The following is a 15,928-nucleotide window of genomic DNA, read 5'->3' as shown; positions in this document are numbered from 1 at the left end:
CATGCTGCTTTCCGGCAAGGGCAAGCACCGCCGCGCCACGGCCATTGAGCGGACCACCCGCATCGTCACGCTCGCCGGCGTCGCCGGTGTCGCCGTCGCCGCGCCGCTCATGGCAGCCGGCTCCGCGAGCGCCGCGACCGCCTCCGAATGGGACCGCGTCGCGGCCTGCGAGTCCGGCGGCAACTGGGCCATCAACACCGGCAACGGCTACTACGGCGGCCTGCAGTTCTCGTCCTCCACCTGGGCCGCCTACGGCGGCAAGGCTTACGCCGCCCAGGCCAACCAGGCCTCGAAGTCCCAGCAGATAGCCATCGCCGAGAAGGTCCTCAAGGGCCAGGGCAAGGGCGCGTGGCCGTCCTGCGGCGTGGGCCTGTCGAACTCCTCGTACAGCGGTGGCGGCGCGGCCGAGGCCCCCAAGCCGAAGCCGAAGACCGAGACCGAGACCAAGGCCGCCCCGGCGCCGAAGAAGGAGACCAAGCGGCCCGAGGCCCCGGTCACCCGCTCCGAGCGCTCCGAGGCCACCCCGGCCCCCAAGGCTGCCCCGAAGACCGAGGCCCCGAAGACGGGCAACGGCTCGTACGAGGTCCAGGAGGGCGACACCCTGGGCACCATCGCCGAGGTGAACGCCGTCAAGGGCGGCTGGGAGAAGCTGTTCGAGCTGAACAAGGACATCGTGTCGGACGCCGACCTGATCTTCCCGGGCCAGAAGCTGAAGCTCAGCTGAACCATCGGGTAACACCGATTCCGACCACCGCCCGGCGCGTACCCCCCACGCGCCGGGCGGTGGTGCGTGTGCGTACGGACGCGCCCGGACCGGGGCCGAACGGCGGTCCCTTTGTCCGGGAAAGCGGGTGTCCGGCCGGTTTTTCGTCCCAGGACCCGGGCGGTCGGCCGGTCCACTGCCCGGAGCCGGTTAGGCTCTAGTCGGCAGGGCCGTCCCACGGTCCCCCGCCACCGCACACCCAGCGTCACATCCCAGAAGGAGATGCTCGTGCCGTCCATCGACGTCGTCGTAGCCCGGGAAATCCTGGACTCCCGAGGCAACCCCACGGTCGAGGTCGAGGTGGGCCTCGACGATGGCAGCACCGGCCGTGCTGCAGTCCCGTCCGGCGCCTCCACCGGTGCATTCGAGGCCATCGAGCTCCGTGACGGTGACCCCAACCGTTACATGGGCAAGGGTGTCGAGAAGGCCGTCCTCGCCGTCATCGAGCAGATCGGCCCGGAGCTCGTCGGCTACGACGCCACCGAGCAGCGCCTGATCGACCAGGCCATGTTCGACCTGGACGCCACCGACAACAAGGCCTCGCTCGGCGCCAACGCCATCCTCGGCGTCTCCCTCGCCGTCGCGCACGCCGCGTCCGAGGCCTCGGACCTGCCGCTCTTCCGCTACCTCGGCGGCCCGAACGCGCACCTGCTGCCCGTCCCGATGATGAACATCCTCAACGGTGGGTCGCACGCCGACTCCAACGTCGACATCCAGGAGTTCATGATCGCCCCGATCGGCGCGGAGTCCTTCTCCGAGGCGCTGCGCTGGGGCGCGGAGGTCTACCACACCCTCAAGAAGGTCCTCCACACCAAGGGCCTGTCCACCGGCCTGGGCGACGAGGGCGGCTTCGCCCCGAACCTGGAGTCCAACCGCGCCGCGCTCGACCTCATCGTCGAGGCCATCAAGCAGGCCGGCTACACCCCGGGCAAGGACATCGCGCTCGCGCTCGACGTCGCCGCGTCCGAGTTCTACAAGGACGGCAAGTACGAGTTCGAGGGCCAGTCCCGCTCGGCCGCCGAGATGACCGAGTACTACGCCGAGCTCGTCGAGGCGTACCCGCTCGTCTCCATCGAGGACCCGCTGTTCGAGGACGACTGGGCCGGCTGGAAGACCATCACCGACCGTCTGGGCTCCAAGGTCCAGATCGTCGGCGACGACCTCTTCGTCACCAACCCGGAGCGCCTGGCCCGCGGCATCGAGGAGGGCTCCGCGAACGCCCTGCTCGTGAAGGTCAACCAGATCGGTTCGCTGACCGAGACGCTGGACGCCGTCGAGATGGCGCAGCGCAACGGCTTCAAGTGCATGATGTCGCACCGCTCCGGCGAGACCGAGGACGTCACCATCGCCGACCTCGCCGTCGCCGTGAACTGCGGCCAGATCAAGACCGGCGCCCCGGCCCGCTCGGACCGCGTCGCCAAGTACAACCAGCTGCTGCGCATCGAGGAGATCCTCGACGACGCCGCCGTGTACGCGGGCCGCAGCGCCTTCCCGCGGTTCCGCCCCGCGGACCAGTAGGCACAGCGCCCCGCGGACCAGTAGGCACAGCGCCCCGCGGATGCATCAGGCGCAGCCAGGGCCAATCACCGCCTCGCGGCGCTGGCCTCCGTACGTCCCCGCACTCGGTCCCGTACCGTGTGCGGGGACGTATTGCGTACTGCGGGCGAAGGGGAGGCGGGGCCATGGCCGGGAACCGGGATCGGTTCTCCACCTTCTCGACCGCGACGAGGCTCAAGCAGCTCGGTGAGCGGACCGCCGCGCACGTCTACCGCTCGCAGTCGCGCCGCCAGGTCCGCCGCAGCCGGCTCACCGGCCGGGCGGCGCTGCTGGTACTCGTCCTCTGTACGCTGGTCGTCGCCCTCGCGTACCCGATGCGCCAGTACGTGTCCCAGCGCTCGGAGATCGCGGACCAGCAGCGGGCCGCCGACGGCGCGCGCAAGCGCCTCGAGCAGTTGCGCGACGAGAAGGCCCGCTGGCAGGACCCGGCCTACGCCGAGCAGCAGGCGCGCAAGCACCTGCACTTCCTGCGGCCGGGCGAGATCGGCTACATCATGAACGACCCCGGGGCCGAGGCCGCCGAGCACCGCCGCACCGGGCAGGCCGGTTCCGACCGGCCCTGGTACTCGAACGTCTGGGACGGCGTCGACAAGGCCGACCGGCCCGGCGACTGACCCAGACCACCCATACGAAACGAAGAGACAGCACTCCAGGCATGCAGACGCCCCCGCCCCAGACCGACCGCACCGAGCCGACCGCCGCGGACATCGAGGCGTTCGAGCAGCAGCTCGGCCGCCCGCCGCGCGGCCTGCGCGCCATCGCCCACCGCTGCCCCTGTGGGCAGCCGGACGTAGTGGAGACCGCGCCCCGGCTCCCCGACGGCACCCCCTTCCCGACGCTGTACTACCTGACGTGCCCGCGCGCCGCCGGTGCGATCGGCACGCTGGAGGCCAACGGCGTGATGAAGGAGATGCAGGCCCGGCTCGCCGAGGACCCGGAGCTGGCCGCCGCCTACCGGGCCGCTCACGAGGACTACATCACCCGCCGCGACGCCATCGAGGTGCTCCAGGGCTTCCCGAGCGCCGGTGGCATGCCGGACCGGGTGAAGTGCCTGCACGTCCTGGTCGGCCACTCCCTGGCGGCCGGTCCCGGAGTGAACCCCTTCGGCGACGAGGCGCTGGCGATGCTGCCCGAGTGGTGGGCCAAGGGGCCCTGCGTCACGCCGTGCGCGGGGGAGAAGGAGTCGCAGTGACCCGGGTGGCAGGCATCGACTGCGGTACCAACTCCATCCGCCTGCTGGTCGCCGACTGCGACCCGGCCACGGGTGACCTCGTGGAGCTGGACCGCCGGATGATCATCGTCCGGCTCGGCCAGGGCGTGGACAGGACGGGCCGGCTGGCCCCGGAGGCGCTGGAGCGCACGTTCGCCGCCTGCCGCGAGTACGCGGCGGTGATCAAGGAGCTGGGCGCCGAGCGGGTGCGTTTCGTGGCCACCTCGGCCTCGCGCGACGCCGAGAACCGTGACGAGTTCGTCCAGGGGGTACTGGACATCCTCGGCGTGGAGCCCGAGGTGATCACCGGGGACCAGGAGGCGGAGTTCTCCTTCACCGGCGCCACCAAGGAACTCACGGGCCGCACCGACCTGGAACGGCCGTTCCTGGTGGTGGACATCGGCGGAGGCTCCACCGAGTTCGTCGTCGGCTCGGAGCACGTCGAGGCGGCCCGCTCGGTGGACGTGGGCTGCGTCCGGATGACCGAACGGCACTTGGTGGTGGACGGCGTCGTCAGCGACCCGCCGACCGAGGCGCAGGTCGCGGCCATACGGGCCGACGTCGAGGCCGCCCTGGACCTCGCCTCCGAGGCGGTGCCGCTGGACCGGGCCCGCACGCTGGTGGGTCTCGCGGGCTCGGTGACCACCGTCGCCGCGATCGCGCTGGGCCTGCCCGAGTACGAGTCGTCGGCGATCCACCACGCCCGGATCCCGTACGAGGAGGTCCGCGAGATCACCGAGCGGATGCTGACCTCCACGCACGCCGAACGCGAGGCCATCGCGGTGATGCACCCGGGACGCGTCGACGTCATCGGCGCCGGCGCCCTCGTCCTCCTCGCGATCATGGACCGCGTCGGCGCCCGTGAGGTCGTCGTCTCGGAACACGACATCCTCGACGGCATCGCCTGGTCCGTGGCCTGAATGGGCCTGGCCCGCGGGTCGTTCGGGCCTGGAGCGGGCGTGGACGGGGCCTGGTGGGGGCCTGTTCGAGAGCCGGAAGGGCCTTCGAATGCACGAGCTTCGTGAAGTTCTTCACAAGGAAAAAAGGCCCGCAGGGTGAAGCGGGGGGTCCTTCGGGGCGCTCCGGCCCCCTGCGGGCCGTTTTTGTGCGAGCGTTCGTGCGATTGTCGGAGGCGCGCGGGGTGGCCCGGTAGGTATCCACGAACCCGGTGGTCTACTCCGTTTTCGGCCCAGGAGGCCAGTTCAGGACGGGTGAACAACGTCCGCCGTTACACGGTGGTTCCCGTTCGGCGCCATGACGTGGGTCACGTGGGCGGCGCAGTGTAGCAGAGGGTGCCGAGCACCTTGTGAAGGGGCTCACGAGCGTCACCCCTGGGGGTGCTGGATACTCGTTCCATGAGCACCACGGAGCGTCCCAGGATCCTCGTTGTAGGAGGTGGGTACGTAGGCCTGTACGCAGCCAAGCGCATCATGAAGAAGATGCGCTACGGCGAGGCGACCGTCACGGTTGTCGACCCGCGCTCGTACATGACCTACCAGCCCTTCCTCCCCGAAGTGGCCGCAGGCAGCATCTCGCCTCGGCACGTCGTCGTCCCGCTGCGACGCGTGCTGCCCAAGGCAGAGGTTCTCACCGGCCGGGTCACCAGCATCGACCAGGACCGTAAGGTCGCCGTCGTCACGCCGCTGGTCGGCGAGGCGTACGAGCTGCCCTTCGACTACCTGGTGATCGCGCTCGGCGCCGTCTCCCGCACCTTCCCGATCCCCGGCCTCGCCGAACAGGGCATCGGTATGAAGGGCGTCGAAGAGGGCATCGGCCTGCGCAACCACGTACTCGAGCAGCTCGACAAGGCCGAGTCCACGACGGACGAGAACGTCCGCCGCAAGGCCCTCACCTTCGTCTTCGTCGGCGGCGGCTTCGCCGGTGCGGAGACCATCGGCGAGGTCGAGGACATGGCCCGCGACGCGGCCAAGTACTACTCCAGCATCAAGCGCGAGGACATGCGCTTCATCCTGGTCGACGCGGCGGACAAGATCCTTCCCGAGGTCGGGCCGAAGCTCGGCACCTGGGGCAAGGAGCACCTCGAGTCCCGCGGCATCGAGATCTACCTCAACACCTCCATGGACTCGTGCGTCGACGGCCACGTGGTGCTGAAGAACGGCCTCGAGGTCGACTCCAACACCATCGTCTGGACCGCCGGCGTCAAGCCGAACCCGGTCCTGGCCCGCTACGGTCTCCCGCTGGGTCCGCGCGGTCACGTCGACGCCTCCCCGACCCTCCAGGTCACCGGCACCGACTACATCTGGGCCGCGGGCGACAACGCCCAGGTCCCGGACGTCGCGGCCCGCAAGGCCGGCGTCGAGAACGCCTGGTGCCCGCCGAACGCGCAGCACGCGCTGCGGCAGGCCAAGGTCCTCGGCGACAACGTCATCTCGGGCATGCGGGGCTTCCCGCAGACCGAGTACTCGCACTCCAACAAGGGTGCGGTGGCGGGCCTCGGCCTCCACAAGGGCGTCGCGATGATCGTCATGGGCAAGATGAAGATCAAGCTCAAGGGCCGGCTCGCCTGGTACATGCACCGTGGCTACCACGGCATGGCCATGCCGACCTGGAACCGCAAGATCCGCGTCTTCGCCGACTGGACCCTCGGCATGTTCCTCAAGCGCGAGGTCGTCTCCCTCGGCGCGCTGGAGTCCCCGCGCGAGGAGTTCTACGAGGCCGCCAAGCCGGCCCCGGCCCCGGCCGCCACCCAGGCCCCGGCCCAGAAGGCGAAGGCCTCCTGACGCGCGCCTGAGCACGCCCAGCACGTCCCCGAAGGGGCCGCCCGCCATCCGTGGTGCGGGCGGCCCCTCCGGCATTCCTGTCCCGGCCGCTCGGAGTGCCGGGCGCCGCCATTTCCGGCTTCGCCGGAGCCTTTCCCGGGGACCGGGCGCCCCGCCCGATCCGGCCTCGCCGGAGCTGCCCCGGGGGCTGGGCGCCGCCGATTCGGCCTCGTGGGGCGCCTCCCGGCGGTGGCCGGGGTGGTTCGGGCGCGCGGGGTCTGGGGCGGAGCCCACGGAGCCCCGAGAGCGCAGTGAGGAGGCCCGCGCGCCGGGTGGTTGGCCCGCGGGGGCTCGCCCGCCCGATCCGGCCTCGCCGGAGCTGCCCCGGGGGCTGAGCGCCGCCGATTCGGCCTCGTGGGGGCGCCTCCCGGCTCTGGGCGGAGCCCCGGGCGAGGGCCCGCCGGGCCGGGGTCCGCAGGGCTACGGGGGCTCGGCACCCCCCGCACCGCCGGCCAGGCGACTCGTGTCGTCCTGGAGGGTTCCTTGAGCCGCCTCCGCGAAGATCGTCCGGACAGGGCCTAACCCGTGCCGGAAATGGGTAGGCCGTTCGGTCGGAACTTATGGAGGTGCCCGCCATGACCGACGCCGCGCCGCGGCTGGCCGCTCTCGCCGAAACCCTGCTGGGCGCCCCCGTGCCCGTCCGCATACGAGCCTGGGACGGCAGCGAGGCCGGCCCGTCCAACGGACCGACCCTGGTCCTGAACCACCGCCGCGCGCTGCGCCGCATGCTGTGGAAGCCGGGCGAGCTCGGCCTCGCCCGCGCCTGGGTGGCCGGTGACCTGACCGTCGAGGGGGACCTGTTCGAGCTGCTGGACCGGGTCGCCGGAATCCTCTGGGAGCGCGAGCCCGCCCCCGCCCCGGCCCCGGAGCCCGCGACCACCGGCCTCGCCAGACTCGCCGCCCTGCGCCGGCACCTGCCGGCCGCCGCCTCCGGCGCCGCCGGAACGGCCGCTCTGCTGCGCGACCCCGAAGTGCGGGCAGCCGTACGCGACCTCGTCGCCCTGGCCCGGCCCTGGCCGGCCCCCGCGCCGCCCCCGGAGGAAGCCGTCCGCCGGGGTGGCGCCATACACAGCAAGGGCCGCGACCGCCAGGCGATCAGCCACCACTACGACGTCGGCAACGCCTTCTACGAGCACGTCCTGGGCCCCTCGATGGTGTACTCCTGCGCCTACTGGACCCCCGGCGGCACCCTGGAGGACGCCCAGCGCGACAAGCTCGACCTGGTCTGCCGCAAGCTCGAACTCGCCCCGGGCCGGCGCCTGCTCGACGTCGGCTGCGGCTGGGGCTCGATGGCCCTGCACGCGGCCCGCGAGTACGGGGTCCAGGTCACCGGAGTCACGCTCTCGCAAGAGCAGGCCGTCTATGCCCGCAAGCGGGTCGCCGAGGAAGGCCTGGCCGACCGGATCGACATCCGGGTCCAGGACTACCGGGACGTCAAGGACGGCCCGTACGACGCGATCTCCTCGATCGGCATGGCCGAGCACGTCGGCGCCGCCCGCTACCGCGAGTACGCCCACACCCTGCACGAACTGCTCCGCCCCGGCGGCCGGTTGCTGAACCACCAGATCGCGCGGCGGCCGGAGCCGGACGAAGAGGCGTACCGGATCGACGAGTTCATCGACGCCTACGTCTTCCCCGACGGGGAGCTCTCCCCGATCGGCACCACCGTCGGCGAACTGGAGCGGGTCGGCTTCGAGGTCCGCGACGTGGAGGCGCTGCGCGAACACTACGCGCTGACCCTGCGGGCCTGGGTGGCCCGGCTGGAGCAGCACTGGGACGAGGCCGTCCGGCTGACCTCGCCCGGCCGCGCCCGGGTGTGGCTGCTGTACATGGCCGCCTCCGCGCTCGGCTTCGAGCACAACCGGCTCGGCGTCAACCAGGTCCTCGCGGTCCGCCCGGGGAACGGCGGGATCTCCGGGATGCCGCTGCGGGCCCGCGTGTGGGGCGCGCCGCAGACCCCGTAGACCCGCAAACCCGCAGGCCGGCGCGCCCCGCAGGCCCGTAACCCCGCAAGCTCCGTAGTGCCGCGAGCCCCGCACCCCACGAGCTCCCACACCCCTACGCGGGCACGCGAAGGGCCCCGCGACCGGAACTCCGGTCGCGGGGCCCTCCTGCGTCGGCGGGCGGTGCCTACTCGGTCTTGATGGCGGTCAGCATGTTCAGCCGGGCGGCGCTGCGGGCCGGCCACATGGCCGCCAGGGCGCCGACCACGCCGGCCAGCAGCATGAAGATCGCGATCCGGTCGAACGGGACGACCAGCGCGTAGTGCGGCACCCCGTCCTTGATGGTCTGCCCGACGGCCCAGGCGATGAACGTACCGAGGACGACCCCGATGACCGCGCCGAACAGCGAGATCACGATGGCCTCCAGGCGGATCATGTTCTTGACCCGGCCCCGGTCCAGGCCGATGGCGCGCAGCATGCCGGTCTCCTGCGTCCGCTCGTAGACGGACATCGCCAGGGTGTTGACGACGCCGAGCACCGAGATGATCAGCGCCATGCCGAGCAGGCCGTACATGATGTTGAGCGCGGTGTTGATCGCGCCGCCGAGCTCGTTGCGCATGTCCTGCTGGGTGGCGATGTTCATCGCCGGGTTCTTGCCGAGGGCGTCGACGAGGGCCTGCTGGGCCTTGGCGGAGGGGCCGCCGTCCATCTTGACGAAGACCTCGGGCAGGTACGGCTTCTCCTCGTGCTGGCTGAGGAGCTTGTAGTCCAGCACGTAGGGGGAGAGCATGCCGTCCATCTCCTTGTAGACGGCGCCGACCACCAGGTCGCCCTTCTTGTCGTCGTCGAAGGCGGCCTTGAGCACCGATCCGACCTTGAGGCCCTGCGACGCGGCCGTCTTGTCGGCGACCGCGAGCTGTCCCTTGCCGAGGCTGTCGAGCGAACCGGAGACGACCTCGATGTTGAGGAGCGAGCCGATCGTGGACGGCTCGACGCCGGAGACGGAGCTGAACTCCTTGCCGCCGCCGAAGCGCAGCGAGCCGGCCTGCTGCGGGGAGACCGCCTTGACGCCCGGAGCCTTGGCCAGCGCGCCGATCACGCTCTGGTCGAGGCCGCCGAAGCCGCCGGACAGGGAGATCTTGTAGTCGGCCTTGAGCTTGTCCGTGGTCATGCGGTCCACGGCCTTGCCCATGGTCACGCCGAGCACCGACAGGGCGGTGACCAGGGTCAGGCCGATCGCGAGCGAGGCGGCGGTGACGGCCGTACGGCGCGGGTTGCGCACCGCGTTCTGCGCGGCCAGCTTGCCGGCGACGCCGAACGCCTTGCGCAGCGCCGGGCGCAGGGCCGCGATGACCGGGCGGGAGAGCGCGGGCAGCAGGACGATGATGCCGATCATCGTGAGGAACGCGCCCCCGCCGATGATCATCTTGCCGTCCTTGCCGGCCAGCGCGCCGCCGAGGATCCCGGCCAGGCCGAACAGGGTGAGCGCGCCGCCGATGCTGTTGCGCAGCACCAGGGACTTGGCGGTGGCCGGCAGGTGGGCGCTGCCCATGGCGGCGACCGGGGCGATCCTGGCGGTGCGGCGGGCCGGCAGCCAGGCCGCGAGCAGTGTGACGAGGACACCGATGACGATCGCGATGCCGATGGTCCCCGGGCTGACGACCAGCGGGCCCGCCGGGATCTTCGCGCCGATGGAGTCCATCAGGGAGCGCATGCCGACGGCGAGGCCGACTCCGGCCAGCAGGCCGACGGCGGAGGACACCACGCCGACGACGAGGGCCTCGGCGAGTACGGACCGCTTGACCTGGCCGCGGTTGGCGCCGATGGCGCGCAGCAGGGCCAGCTCCTTGGTGCGCTGGGCGACCAGCATCGTGAAGGTGTTGTAGATCAGGAAGACGCCGACGAACAGCGAGATCAGCGCGAACGTCAGCAGCATCTGGTTGGTGGTGTCCATCTGCCGCTCGATGTCCTTGGCCTGCTCGGCGGCCAGCTCGGCGCCGGTCTTGGCCGTGGCGTCCTTGCCGACGAGCGGCTTGACCTCGGCCAGCAGCCGGTCGGCGGTGGTGCCGGGCTTCGCGCTGACCGAGAGTTCCTCGTAGAAGCCGGGGGCCAGGTAGAGCTTCTGGGCGGTGGCGGTGTCGAACAGCACCAGCGAGCCGCCCGCGTTGACCTGGCCGTCCTCGGTGGTGAACACGCCGGACAGGGTGTACTCGGAGGGCAGGCCGTTGGAGGCCACCCGCACCTTGTCGCCGACCGCGTACTGGCCGCGGCGGGCGGTCTCCTTGTCGAGGGCGATCTGGTCGGCCTTCGCGGGGCCGTTGCCCTCGGTGAAGGCGTAGCGCGGGTCCTTGCCGTCCTTGACGGGGGCGAAGTTGGAGCCGCGGTTGGCCCAGCCGCTGCCGATCAGCTTGCCGGAGGGGTCGGCGACACCGGCGAAGCCGGAGACCCGGCCGGAGACGGTGTCGACGCCCTGGAGGGCTTTGACCTTGTCGAGGGTCTGCGTGCTGATGCCCGGCTCGCCCTCCTTGGTGCCCTCGTCGTTGCGGGAGGGGCCGTGGGAGGTGACGGAGACGGCGATGCCGTCGAAGCTCTTGGCGGACTGGCCGGACAGCGCCTTGCCGACGGTGTCGGTGAAGACGAGCGTGCCGGAGACGAAGGCCACGCCGAGGACGACGGCGAGCACCGTCATCAACAGCCTTGCCTTGTGCGCGAGTACGTTGCGCAGGGCGGTACGGAACATGGTGGAGGCGTCCAGTGGTCGGGGGTCAGCGGGGACGGGGAGGGGACGTCCCTCAGCTGGTGCGGCCCTTGGCGTCGAAGGCCTTCATGCGGTCGAGGACGCCGTCGGCGCTCGGGCTCAGCATCTCGTCGACGATGCGGCCGTCGGCGAGGAAGATGACGCGGTCCGCGTAGGAGGCGGCGACCGGGTCGTGGGTGACCATCACGACGGTCTGGCCCATTTCGCGGACGGAGTTGCGCAGGAAGCCGAGTACCTCGGCGCCGGAACGGGAGTCGAGGTTGCCGGTCGGCTCGTCACCGAAGATGATCTCCGGCCGGGAGGCGAGGGCGCGCGCCACCGCCACGCGCTGCTGCTGGCCGCCCGACAGCTGCGTGGGGCGGTGGCCGAGGCGGTCGGAGAGGCCGACCATCCGGATGACCGAGTCCAGCCACTGCTGGTCGGGCTTGCGGCCCGCTATGTCCATGGGGAGCGTGATGTTCTCCAGGGCCGTCAGCGTCGGCAGCAGGTTGAAGGCCTGGAAGATGAAGCCGATCTTGTCGCGGCGCAGCTGGGTGAGCTGCTTGTCCTTGAGGGAGCCGAGCTCGGTGTCACCGATGCGTACGGAGCCGCCGGAGAAGGTGTCCAGGCCCGCGACGCAGTGCATCAGCGTGGACTTGCCGGATCCGGAAGGGCCCATGATCGCGGTGAACCGGCCCTGGCCGAAGTCGACGGAGACGTTGTCCAGCGCGACCACCTGGGTCTCGCCCTGGCCGTACACCTTGGACAGCTGCGTGGCGCGGGCGGCCACCGCCTGGGTGGCGGGGGCGTAGTTCATGGCGGTCACGGGTGACTCCTGTCGAGCGGGGTGCTGCGCTGTGGCGGGACCCTCCCATCGTCGCCGAGCCCACCCCCGCCCCGGATCAGCCGTGGTGCCGGTTCGACGGCCCACTGGAGGCTGACACGGGGGCGCGCGCCTCCTCCTCTGGTATGACGCCGCTCCCCCCGGGCGACGCCGTGCGCGGGGTGGCGAGTGGGGTGGCGCGGGGAGGCGAAATCCCGTCAAATGCGCGCGCGGGAGATCGCCGCCCGCGAGGTGCCGACCGTGCGTTATCGCGTCTGACGCCCACTCAAGCGCCAATAAAATCAGACAACATCGGACAGACGCCCAGGTCGGAGCAGGGATACTTACGGATAGGCTCACCCTTAGCGTCCACAGCTTTTCCACGGGGGTCGCCACGCCCTGCCCGGATGGTGGAATGCAGACACGGCGAGCTTAAACCTCGCTGGCCTTCGGGCCGTGCCGGTTCAAGTCCGGCTCCGGGCACCACTCACCCAGGGCAGGGGCGCGCCGGTGACCACGGCCGCCCCGGCGGACGCACCACCCCGGCGCGTGCGCACGTGCTGACTGCGCGTCGACACTCCTTGCGCCAGCGCAGTGCGTGACCGCGGCGGCGGCACCGACGCACATGCGCAGCGGGGATCACATGGCCTGGCCGCCGCCCGTCAGTTTGTGCGCCACCGACTCGATGAAGGCGGCCGCCTCGTGTTCGCAGACGGGGACGTGGTCGATGTCGTCGTGGCCGAGCGCGTAGAGCTTGAGGTACTCGGTCGGCTCCCAGCGAAGGTTGCGGGTGAACGCCTCGTCGTAGGTCCCGTCCTCGTCGATCCGACGTCGGACGATGCCCCTCGGGCTCTGCCGCGGGTGCCGTTCGTCGATCTTCGCGTAGTACGTGATCTCGCCCTCGGCGTCCAGCGCGTCCAGGGTGGCAGGGGCGAGGGTGAGGAAGGGGGGCACGGAGGCGTTGGTCTCCACGGTTCCCAGCGGGATCATCACGCCGTTGAGGTCGAGGTACTCCTCCAGGTAGAACCCGCCACCGCGCTCGAACAGCAGCAGGAGCGGCTCGTACGGGTCCGGCAGACCGGCGGTCGACTCGGTGCGGGCGTCACCCAGGCAGGCCCAGCGGACGGCCGCGCGGCATGTCGTCCGCAGCGACTCCGGTGCCAGCCCCTGCACCAGTTCTTCCACCTCGGCGGCCACGTCGGCGGGCGCATGCACCTCGGCGTCGACGTGTTCCGCCACGTCGAAGAAGGGCCATGCTTCCTCGGCCCCGCAGGCCCGGGCCCACAGCGCCGAGCGGCGCAGGAACTCGCGCATCAGCAGCGCCCGCGAGTGCTCCCGCCCGAAAGCCGAGGTTTCGTCACTCCAGTCGACCGCCCGCAGCCGGTCCAGCACGGTACGCGAAGGACGGTTGGTCACTTGAGGTTCAGCCCCTTGGCTCGCAGCTCCTGGAAGACATCCTTGAGGTTATTCACGGCGCCACTCGCGGATGAAACCGAGGAACACCACCTGTCCCTCCTGGTACTCGGCGATCTCCCCCGTGAACGGTTCTCCCCGGTAGAGCATTCGCAGCCCATGTCCATATCGACGTCGGGGTCATCGATGTCGATGCGCCGCACTGGGTCCCTCATGGAATCACCTCCGGTCCGGCCGGCAAGCCGATTCGGGGCCCGTCCGCAGCAATTCGTACATCGCCTTTTCGTCCGTCCCCAACCCGATTTTCCGGCCCGGGGCATGGCCACCGGGGACGTGGTCGCCCATGGAGCTGTCCGAGCGCGACCAGGCCCTCACTGCTCTTTGCGCGCCTCGTGCGCGACTCCCGGGTCTCCAGTACGGAACCGCCGGCTTCCGGCCAGTTGGTCCTGGTCCTGGCACACGACGGCCAGGGGGAGGCGGTGAGCCGTGGAGCCGCGAACCGAGGCGTCCAGCATTCGGATCTGACGGTTGATCCGGCATTCCACGGTCCCCTCGGTCGCGGAAGCCGTGGCGAAGATGGCGGATCCCACCTGCAGGGCGTTGACGACCGCTTCCCAGGTCTCCAGCTTCGCCGCACGAGGGTCGACCGTGCAACGTGCGCCGAGGTGGAGGAGCGCGTTGTTGAAGACGCGCCCGAGGGCGTGGGGGCGCCGCTCCAGCTTGTCGATGTCATCGGCCAGATCCTCACCGAGTGACTCGGCCCACTCTTCTTCCGTGGCCCCCGGTGCGGCAAAGTGCCTACTGACAACCGTGGTCACCGCAGGGTCCCCTTACTGATGCCGAAGCGCTGGAACTGGTAGCCACTGTACTGGAGCCCGTTTTGGTCGCCCTTGACGACCACGTATTCCAGATTCCCGTCGTCGAAGGCGTCTTCCAGTGCCTTCGCGAGCCTCCGCTCGCTCGGGATGGTCTTACCGCGCTCCTTCATTTCGCGGATTATGAAGAGGTCGACCGGCGGATAAAGAATTTTGAGCATCAAGTCTTTGCCTGGCGATCCGCACGTTCGCCGGGGCCGTGAGGTCCATGGCGCGAGGCAAGGTGTCCCAGTTCTCCGGGCGGCCGAACCAGTGGTTCTGGATGGTCTCGATCCAGGGGTAGGCGTATGCGTCGAATTCCGCATCGGACGCGCGCAGGAAAGAGAGGGGGAACCTGCGCCAGTTGCTTCACGCGGTCGTTCTCGCGGCGTATCGCGGCCAGATAGAAGGAAGTGAGCCAGTTCCCGGCGTGCAGGTACTCCTGTGGCCCGTTGGCCGGCAGTTGCCGTTCATCCCCGTTGACCCCGATCCGGCAGGTGACGGTGCCTTCGGTGGCCGGCCCGCCGCGAACAACGCGGATCCGGTCTGCATGGCGATGATCCACGCTTCCCACGTGGTGAACCGGTCCGCGACGGGGACTGCGACACAGTGCCACTTGGCCGCCAGCGTAAGCACGAGCGCCTCGTACCGGTCGTTCTCGGACGCCGAAAGCCCTACCAGTGCCTCTTCGGCACTCTCAACGATCGGCGCCGTGGCCTCGGCCACGTTGTCCGTGGCGACCGTGGCGGGCGATGTGCGTCATCCCTGCCGTGCCCTCTCCACAACCGCCGTCCAGTAGTCCTGGTGCCGGCGCGGTGCGTCGCCCAGTGCCTCCGTTCGGTGCCGGGGCCGCCCGCCACCTCCGTGACGGACGCGGCGGGGGCCCGGCGCAGCGCGTCGCGCCGTCGCGCAGTAGCGGTAGAACATACCGCCGCTTGCCCATCGACTCCGCCTGGAAGATGCGGGCGGGGCCCCGGCTCTCGGTCAGTCGCCTTACGTGGGGAATTCTCCGCACCAGTTGCGGCTGATGAGGGTGGAGGGCAGGTAGTCGGACTCGACCTCGATCGGGATGCCCGCGTCGTGGGCGAAGCAGGCCATGGCGAGCGGTGCGAGTGCGACGAGGCCCGAGACGCGGGTGGCCCGGCCGTCTGCGCTCCAGTACTCCTTGTGCCACTGGAGGGCGGCGGTCAGGGCGCGATTGAAGCCGTCGTGGTCGGCGCGGACGATGCGGTGGAACATCTCCATCGGCGGGTACAGGAGCTTGCCCACCGCCTCGGGGTCCGTGGTGACCGTTTCGGCGTCGGCGCCGTCTACCGCGGCCACCAGCTTCCGACCGAGGTCGTCTCCGCCGAGCCAGTAGGTCTGCAGGGCGTCGATCCAGGCGTACTCGAACTCCTCGAAGTGTGAGCGGTTCTCCCGCAGCAGGGAGAGCGGGACCCGGCACAGGGCCGTGATCCTGTCCCGCTCCCGGGCCACGACGGCCAGGTAGAACGCGGTGAGCCAGGTACCCGGGGTCACATACTGCTGCGGGCCGGTGGCGGCGAGCGTCCGGTCCTTGTGCGCGATCCGGCACTGTACGTGATCACCGGTCGCGGTCGCGGCGGCGAACACGGCCGAGCCCACCTGCATCGCGTTCACCCAGGCATCCCACGTCGGGTAGATCGCGGCCTTAGGGTCCATCAGGCAGTGGGCCTTGGCCAGCATGAGCGTGGTGTCCAGGGCCTCGCCCAGACCCGTGGAATCGCCCTCCAGACCGTCGATCCACCCTTCGGCACTCTCCTGGAGAACGGCGACTCCCGCTTCTGCGTTCCCGGTGGGAAAGGGGTGGCGGGGGATGATCGCGACCAA

General features: G+C 70.6%; 13 protein-coding genes and 1 tRNA gene. 8 read left to right on the top strand and 6 right to left on the bottom strand.

Annotated features, from left to right (window positions below; all coding sequences use genetic code 11):
• The first annotated feature begins 1 nt into the window (after window position 1).
• The 7 genes from IE207_RS31425 to IE207_RS31395 all read left to right on the top strand — a co-directional run bounded on the left by IE207_RS31425 (window position 2) and on the right by IE207_RS31395 (window position 8,274).
• Window positions 2-724: a transglycosylase family protein gene (locus tag IE207_RS31425; protein WP_190187742.1), complete on the top strand. Its 723-nt coding sequence runs from the start codon at window positions 2-4 to the stop codon at window positions 722-724.
• Window positions 725-985: 261 nt separating this feature from the next.
• Entirely contained in the window at window positions 986-2,281 is a 1,296-nt protein-coding gene (gene eno / locus IE207_RS31420) for a phosphopyruvate hydratase (RefSeq protein ID WP_190187741.1), read from the top strand.
• 164 nt (window positions 2,282-2,445) lie between these two features.
• Window positions 2,446-2,934, top strand: a complete 489-nt coding sequence (locus tag IE207_RS31415) for an FtsB family cell division protein (RefSeq protein ID WP_136213601.1) — start codon at window positions 2,446-2,448, stop codon at window positions 2,932-2,934.
• A gap of 41 nt (window positions 2,935-2,975) precedes the next feature.
• Window positions 2,976-3,512: a DUF501 domain-containing protein gene (locus IE207_RS31410; protein ID WP_190187740.1), complete on the top strand. Its 537-nt coding sequence runs from the start codon at window positions 2,976-2,978 to the stop codon at window positions 3,510-3,512.
• On the top strand, window positions 3,509-4,450 hold the full coding sequence (locus IE207_RS31405; RefSeq protein ID WP_190187739.1) for a Ppx/GppA phosphatase family protein: 942 nt from the start codon (window positions 3,509-3,511) through the stop codon (window positions 4,448-4,450). The genes IE207_RS31410 and IE207_RS31405 overlap by 4 nt, the downstream gene beginning before the upstream one ends.
• Window positions 4,451-4,885: 435 nt before the next feature.
• Window positions 4,886-6,271: an NAD(P)/FAD-dependent oxidoreductase gene (locus tag IE207_RS31400; RefSeq protein WP_190187738.1), complete on the top strand. Its 1,386-nt coding sequence runs from the start codon at window positions 4,886-4,888 to the stop codon at window positions 6,269-6,271.
• 614 nt (window positions 6,272-6,885) lie between these two features.
• Window positions 6,886-8,274 (top strand): class I SAM-dependent methyltransferase, encoded by a 1,389-nt coding sequence (locus tag IE207_RS31395; protein ID WP_190187737.1) that lies wholly within the window; start codon window positions 6,886-6,888, stop codon window positions 8,272-8,274.
• A gap of 166 nt (window positions 8,275-8,440) precedes the next feature.
• Here IE207_RS31395 and IE207_RS31390 read toward each other — a convergent pair whose 3' ends face one another.
• Window positions 8,441-10,993 (bottom strand): ABC transporter permease, encoded by a 2,553-nt coding sequence (locus IE207_RS31390; protein ID WP_190187736.1) that lies wholly within the window; start codon window positions 10,991-10,993, stop codon window positions 8,441-8,443.
• A gap of 52 nt (window positions 10,994-11,045) precedes the next feature.
• Window positions 11,046-11,807: an ABC transporter ATP-binding protein gene (locus IE207_RS31385; RefSeq protein WP_190187760.1), complete on the bottom strand. Its 762-nt coding sequence runs from the start codon at window positions 11,805-11,807 to the stop codon at window positions 11,046-11,048.
• Between the two features lie 407 nt (window positions 11,808-12,214).
• Here IE207_RS31385 and IE207_RS31380 point away from each other — a divergent pair.
• A tRNA-Leu gene (locus tag IE207_RS31380) sits at window positions 12,215-12,299 on the top strand.
• A gap of 153 nt (window positions 12,300-12,452) precedes the next feature.
• On the opposite strand, the gene IE207_RS31375 is transcribed toward IE207_RS31380, so the two are convergent.
• The 4 genes from IE207_RS31375 to IE207_RS31360 form a co-directional block, all read right to left on the bottom strand.
• Window positions 12,453-13,229 (bottom strand): hypothetical protein, encoded by a 777-nt coding sequence (locus IE207_RS31375; protein ID WP_190187735.1) that lies wholly within the window; start codon window positions 13,227-13,229, stop codon window positions 12,453-12,455.
• 368 nt (window positions 13,230-13,597) lie between these two features.
• On the bottom strand, window positions 13,598-14,044 hold the full coding sequence (locus tag IE207_RS31370; protein WP_190187734.1) for an Imm49 family immunity protein: 447 nt from the start codon (window positions 14,042-14,044) through the stop codon (window positions 13,598-13,600).
• Complete coding sequence (locus tag IE207_RS31365) at window positions 14,041-14,262, bottom strand: hypothetical protein (RefSeq protein ID WP_190187733.1); 222 nt, start codon at window positions 14,260-14,262, stop codon at window positions 14,041-14,043. The genes IE207_RS31370 and IE207_RS31365 overlap by 4 nt, the downstream gene beginning before the upstream one ends.
• Window positions 14,263-15,073: 811 nt before the next feature.
• Window positions 15,074-15,928 (bottom strand): immunity 49 family protein, encoded by an 855-nt coding sequence (locus tag IE207_RS31360; RefSeq protein WP_190187732.1) that lies wholly within the window; start codon window positions 15,926-15,928, stop codon window positions 15,074-15,076.

Origin of the sequence: Streptomyces cirratus, assembly GCF_014650775.1 — a bacterium.
Lineage (GTDB): Bacteria > Actinomycetota > Actinomycetes > Streptomycetales > Streptomycetaceae > Streptomyces > Streptomyces cirratus.
This window is presented reverse-complemented; position numbering and strand designations above follow the sequence as displayed.

What these genes read in the sequence shown, in the direction of transcription:
- IE207_RS31415 (WP_136213601.1), top strand. Translation starts at nt 2,446, where the DNA reads ATGGCCGGGAACCGGGATCGGTTCTCCACCTTCTCGACCGCGACGAGG.
- IE207_RS31410 (WP_190187740.1), top strand. Translation starts at nt 2,976, where the DNA reads ATGCAGACGCCCCCGCCCCAGACCGACCGCACCGAGCCGACCGCCGCG.
- IE207_RS31400 (WP_190187738.1), top strand. Translation starts at nt 4,886, where the DNA reads ATGAGCACCACGGAGCGTCCCAGGATCCTCGTTGTAGGAGGTGGGTAC.
- IE207_RS31390 (WP_190187736.1), bottom strand. Translation starts at nt 10,993, where the DNA reads ATGTTCCGTACCGCCCTGCGCAACGTACTCGCGCACAAGGCAAGGCTG.
- IE207_RS31425 (WP_190187742.1), top strand. Translation starts at nt 2, where the DNA reads ATGCTGCTTTCCGGCAAGGGCAAGCACCGCCGCGCCACGGCCATTGAG.
- IE207_RS31395 (WP_190187737.1), top strand. Translation starts at nt 6,886, where the DNA reads ATGACCGACGCCGCGCCGCGGCTGGCCGCTCTCGCCGAAACCCTGCTG.
- eno (WP_190187741.1), top strand. Translation starts at nt 986, where the DNA reads ATGCTCGTGCCGTCCATCGACGTCGTCGTAGCCCGGGAAATCCTGGAC.
- IE207_RS31385 (WP_190187760.1), bottom strand. Translation starts at nt 11,807, where the DNA reads ATGAACTACGCCCCCGCCACCCAGGCGGTGGCCGCCCGCGCCACGCAG.
- IE207_RS31365 (WP_190187733.1), bottom strand. Translation starts at nt 14,262, where the DNA reads ATGCTCAAAATTCTTTATCCGCCGGTCGACCTCTTCATAATCCGCGAA.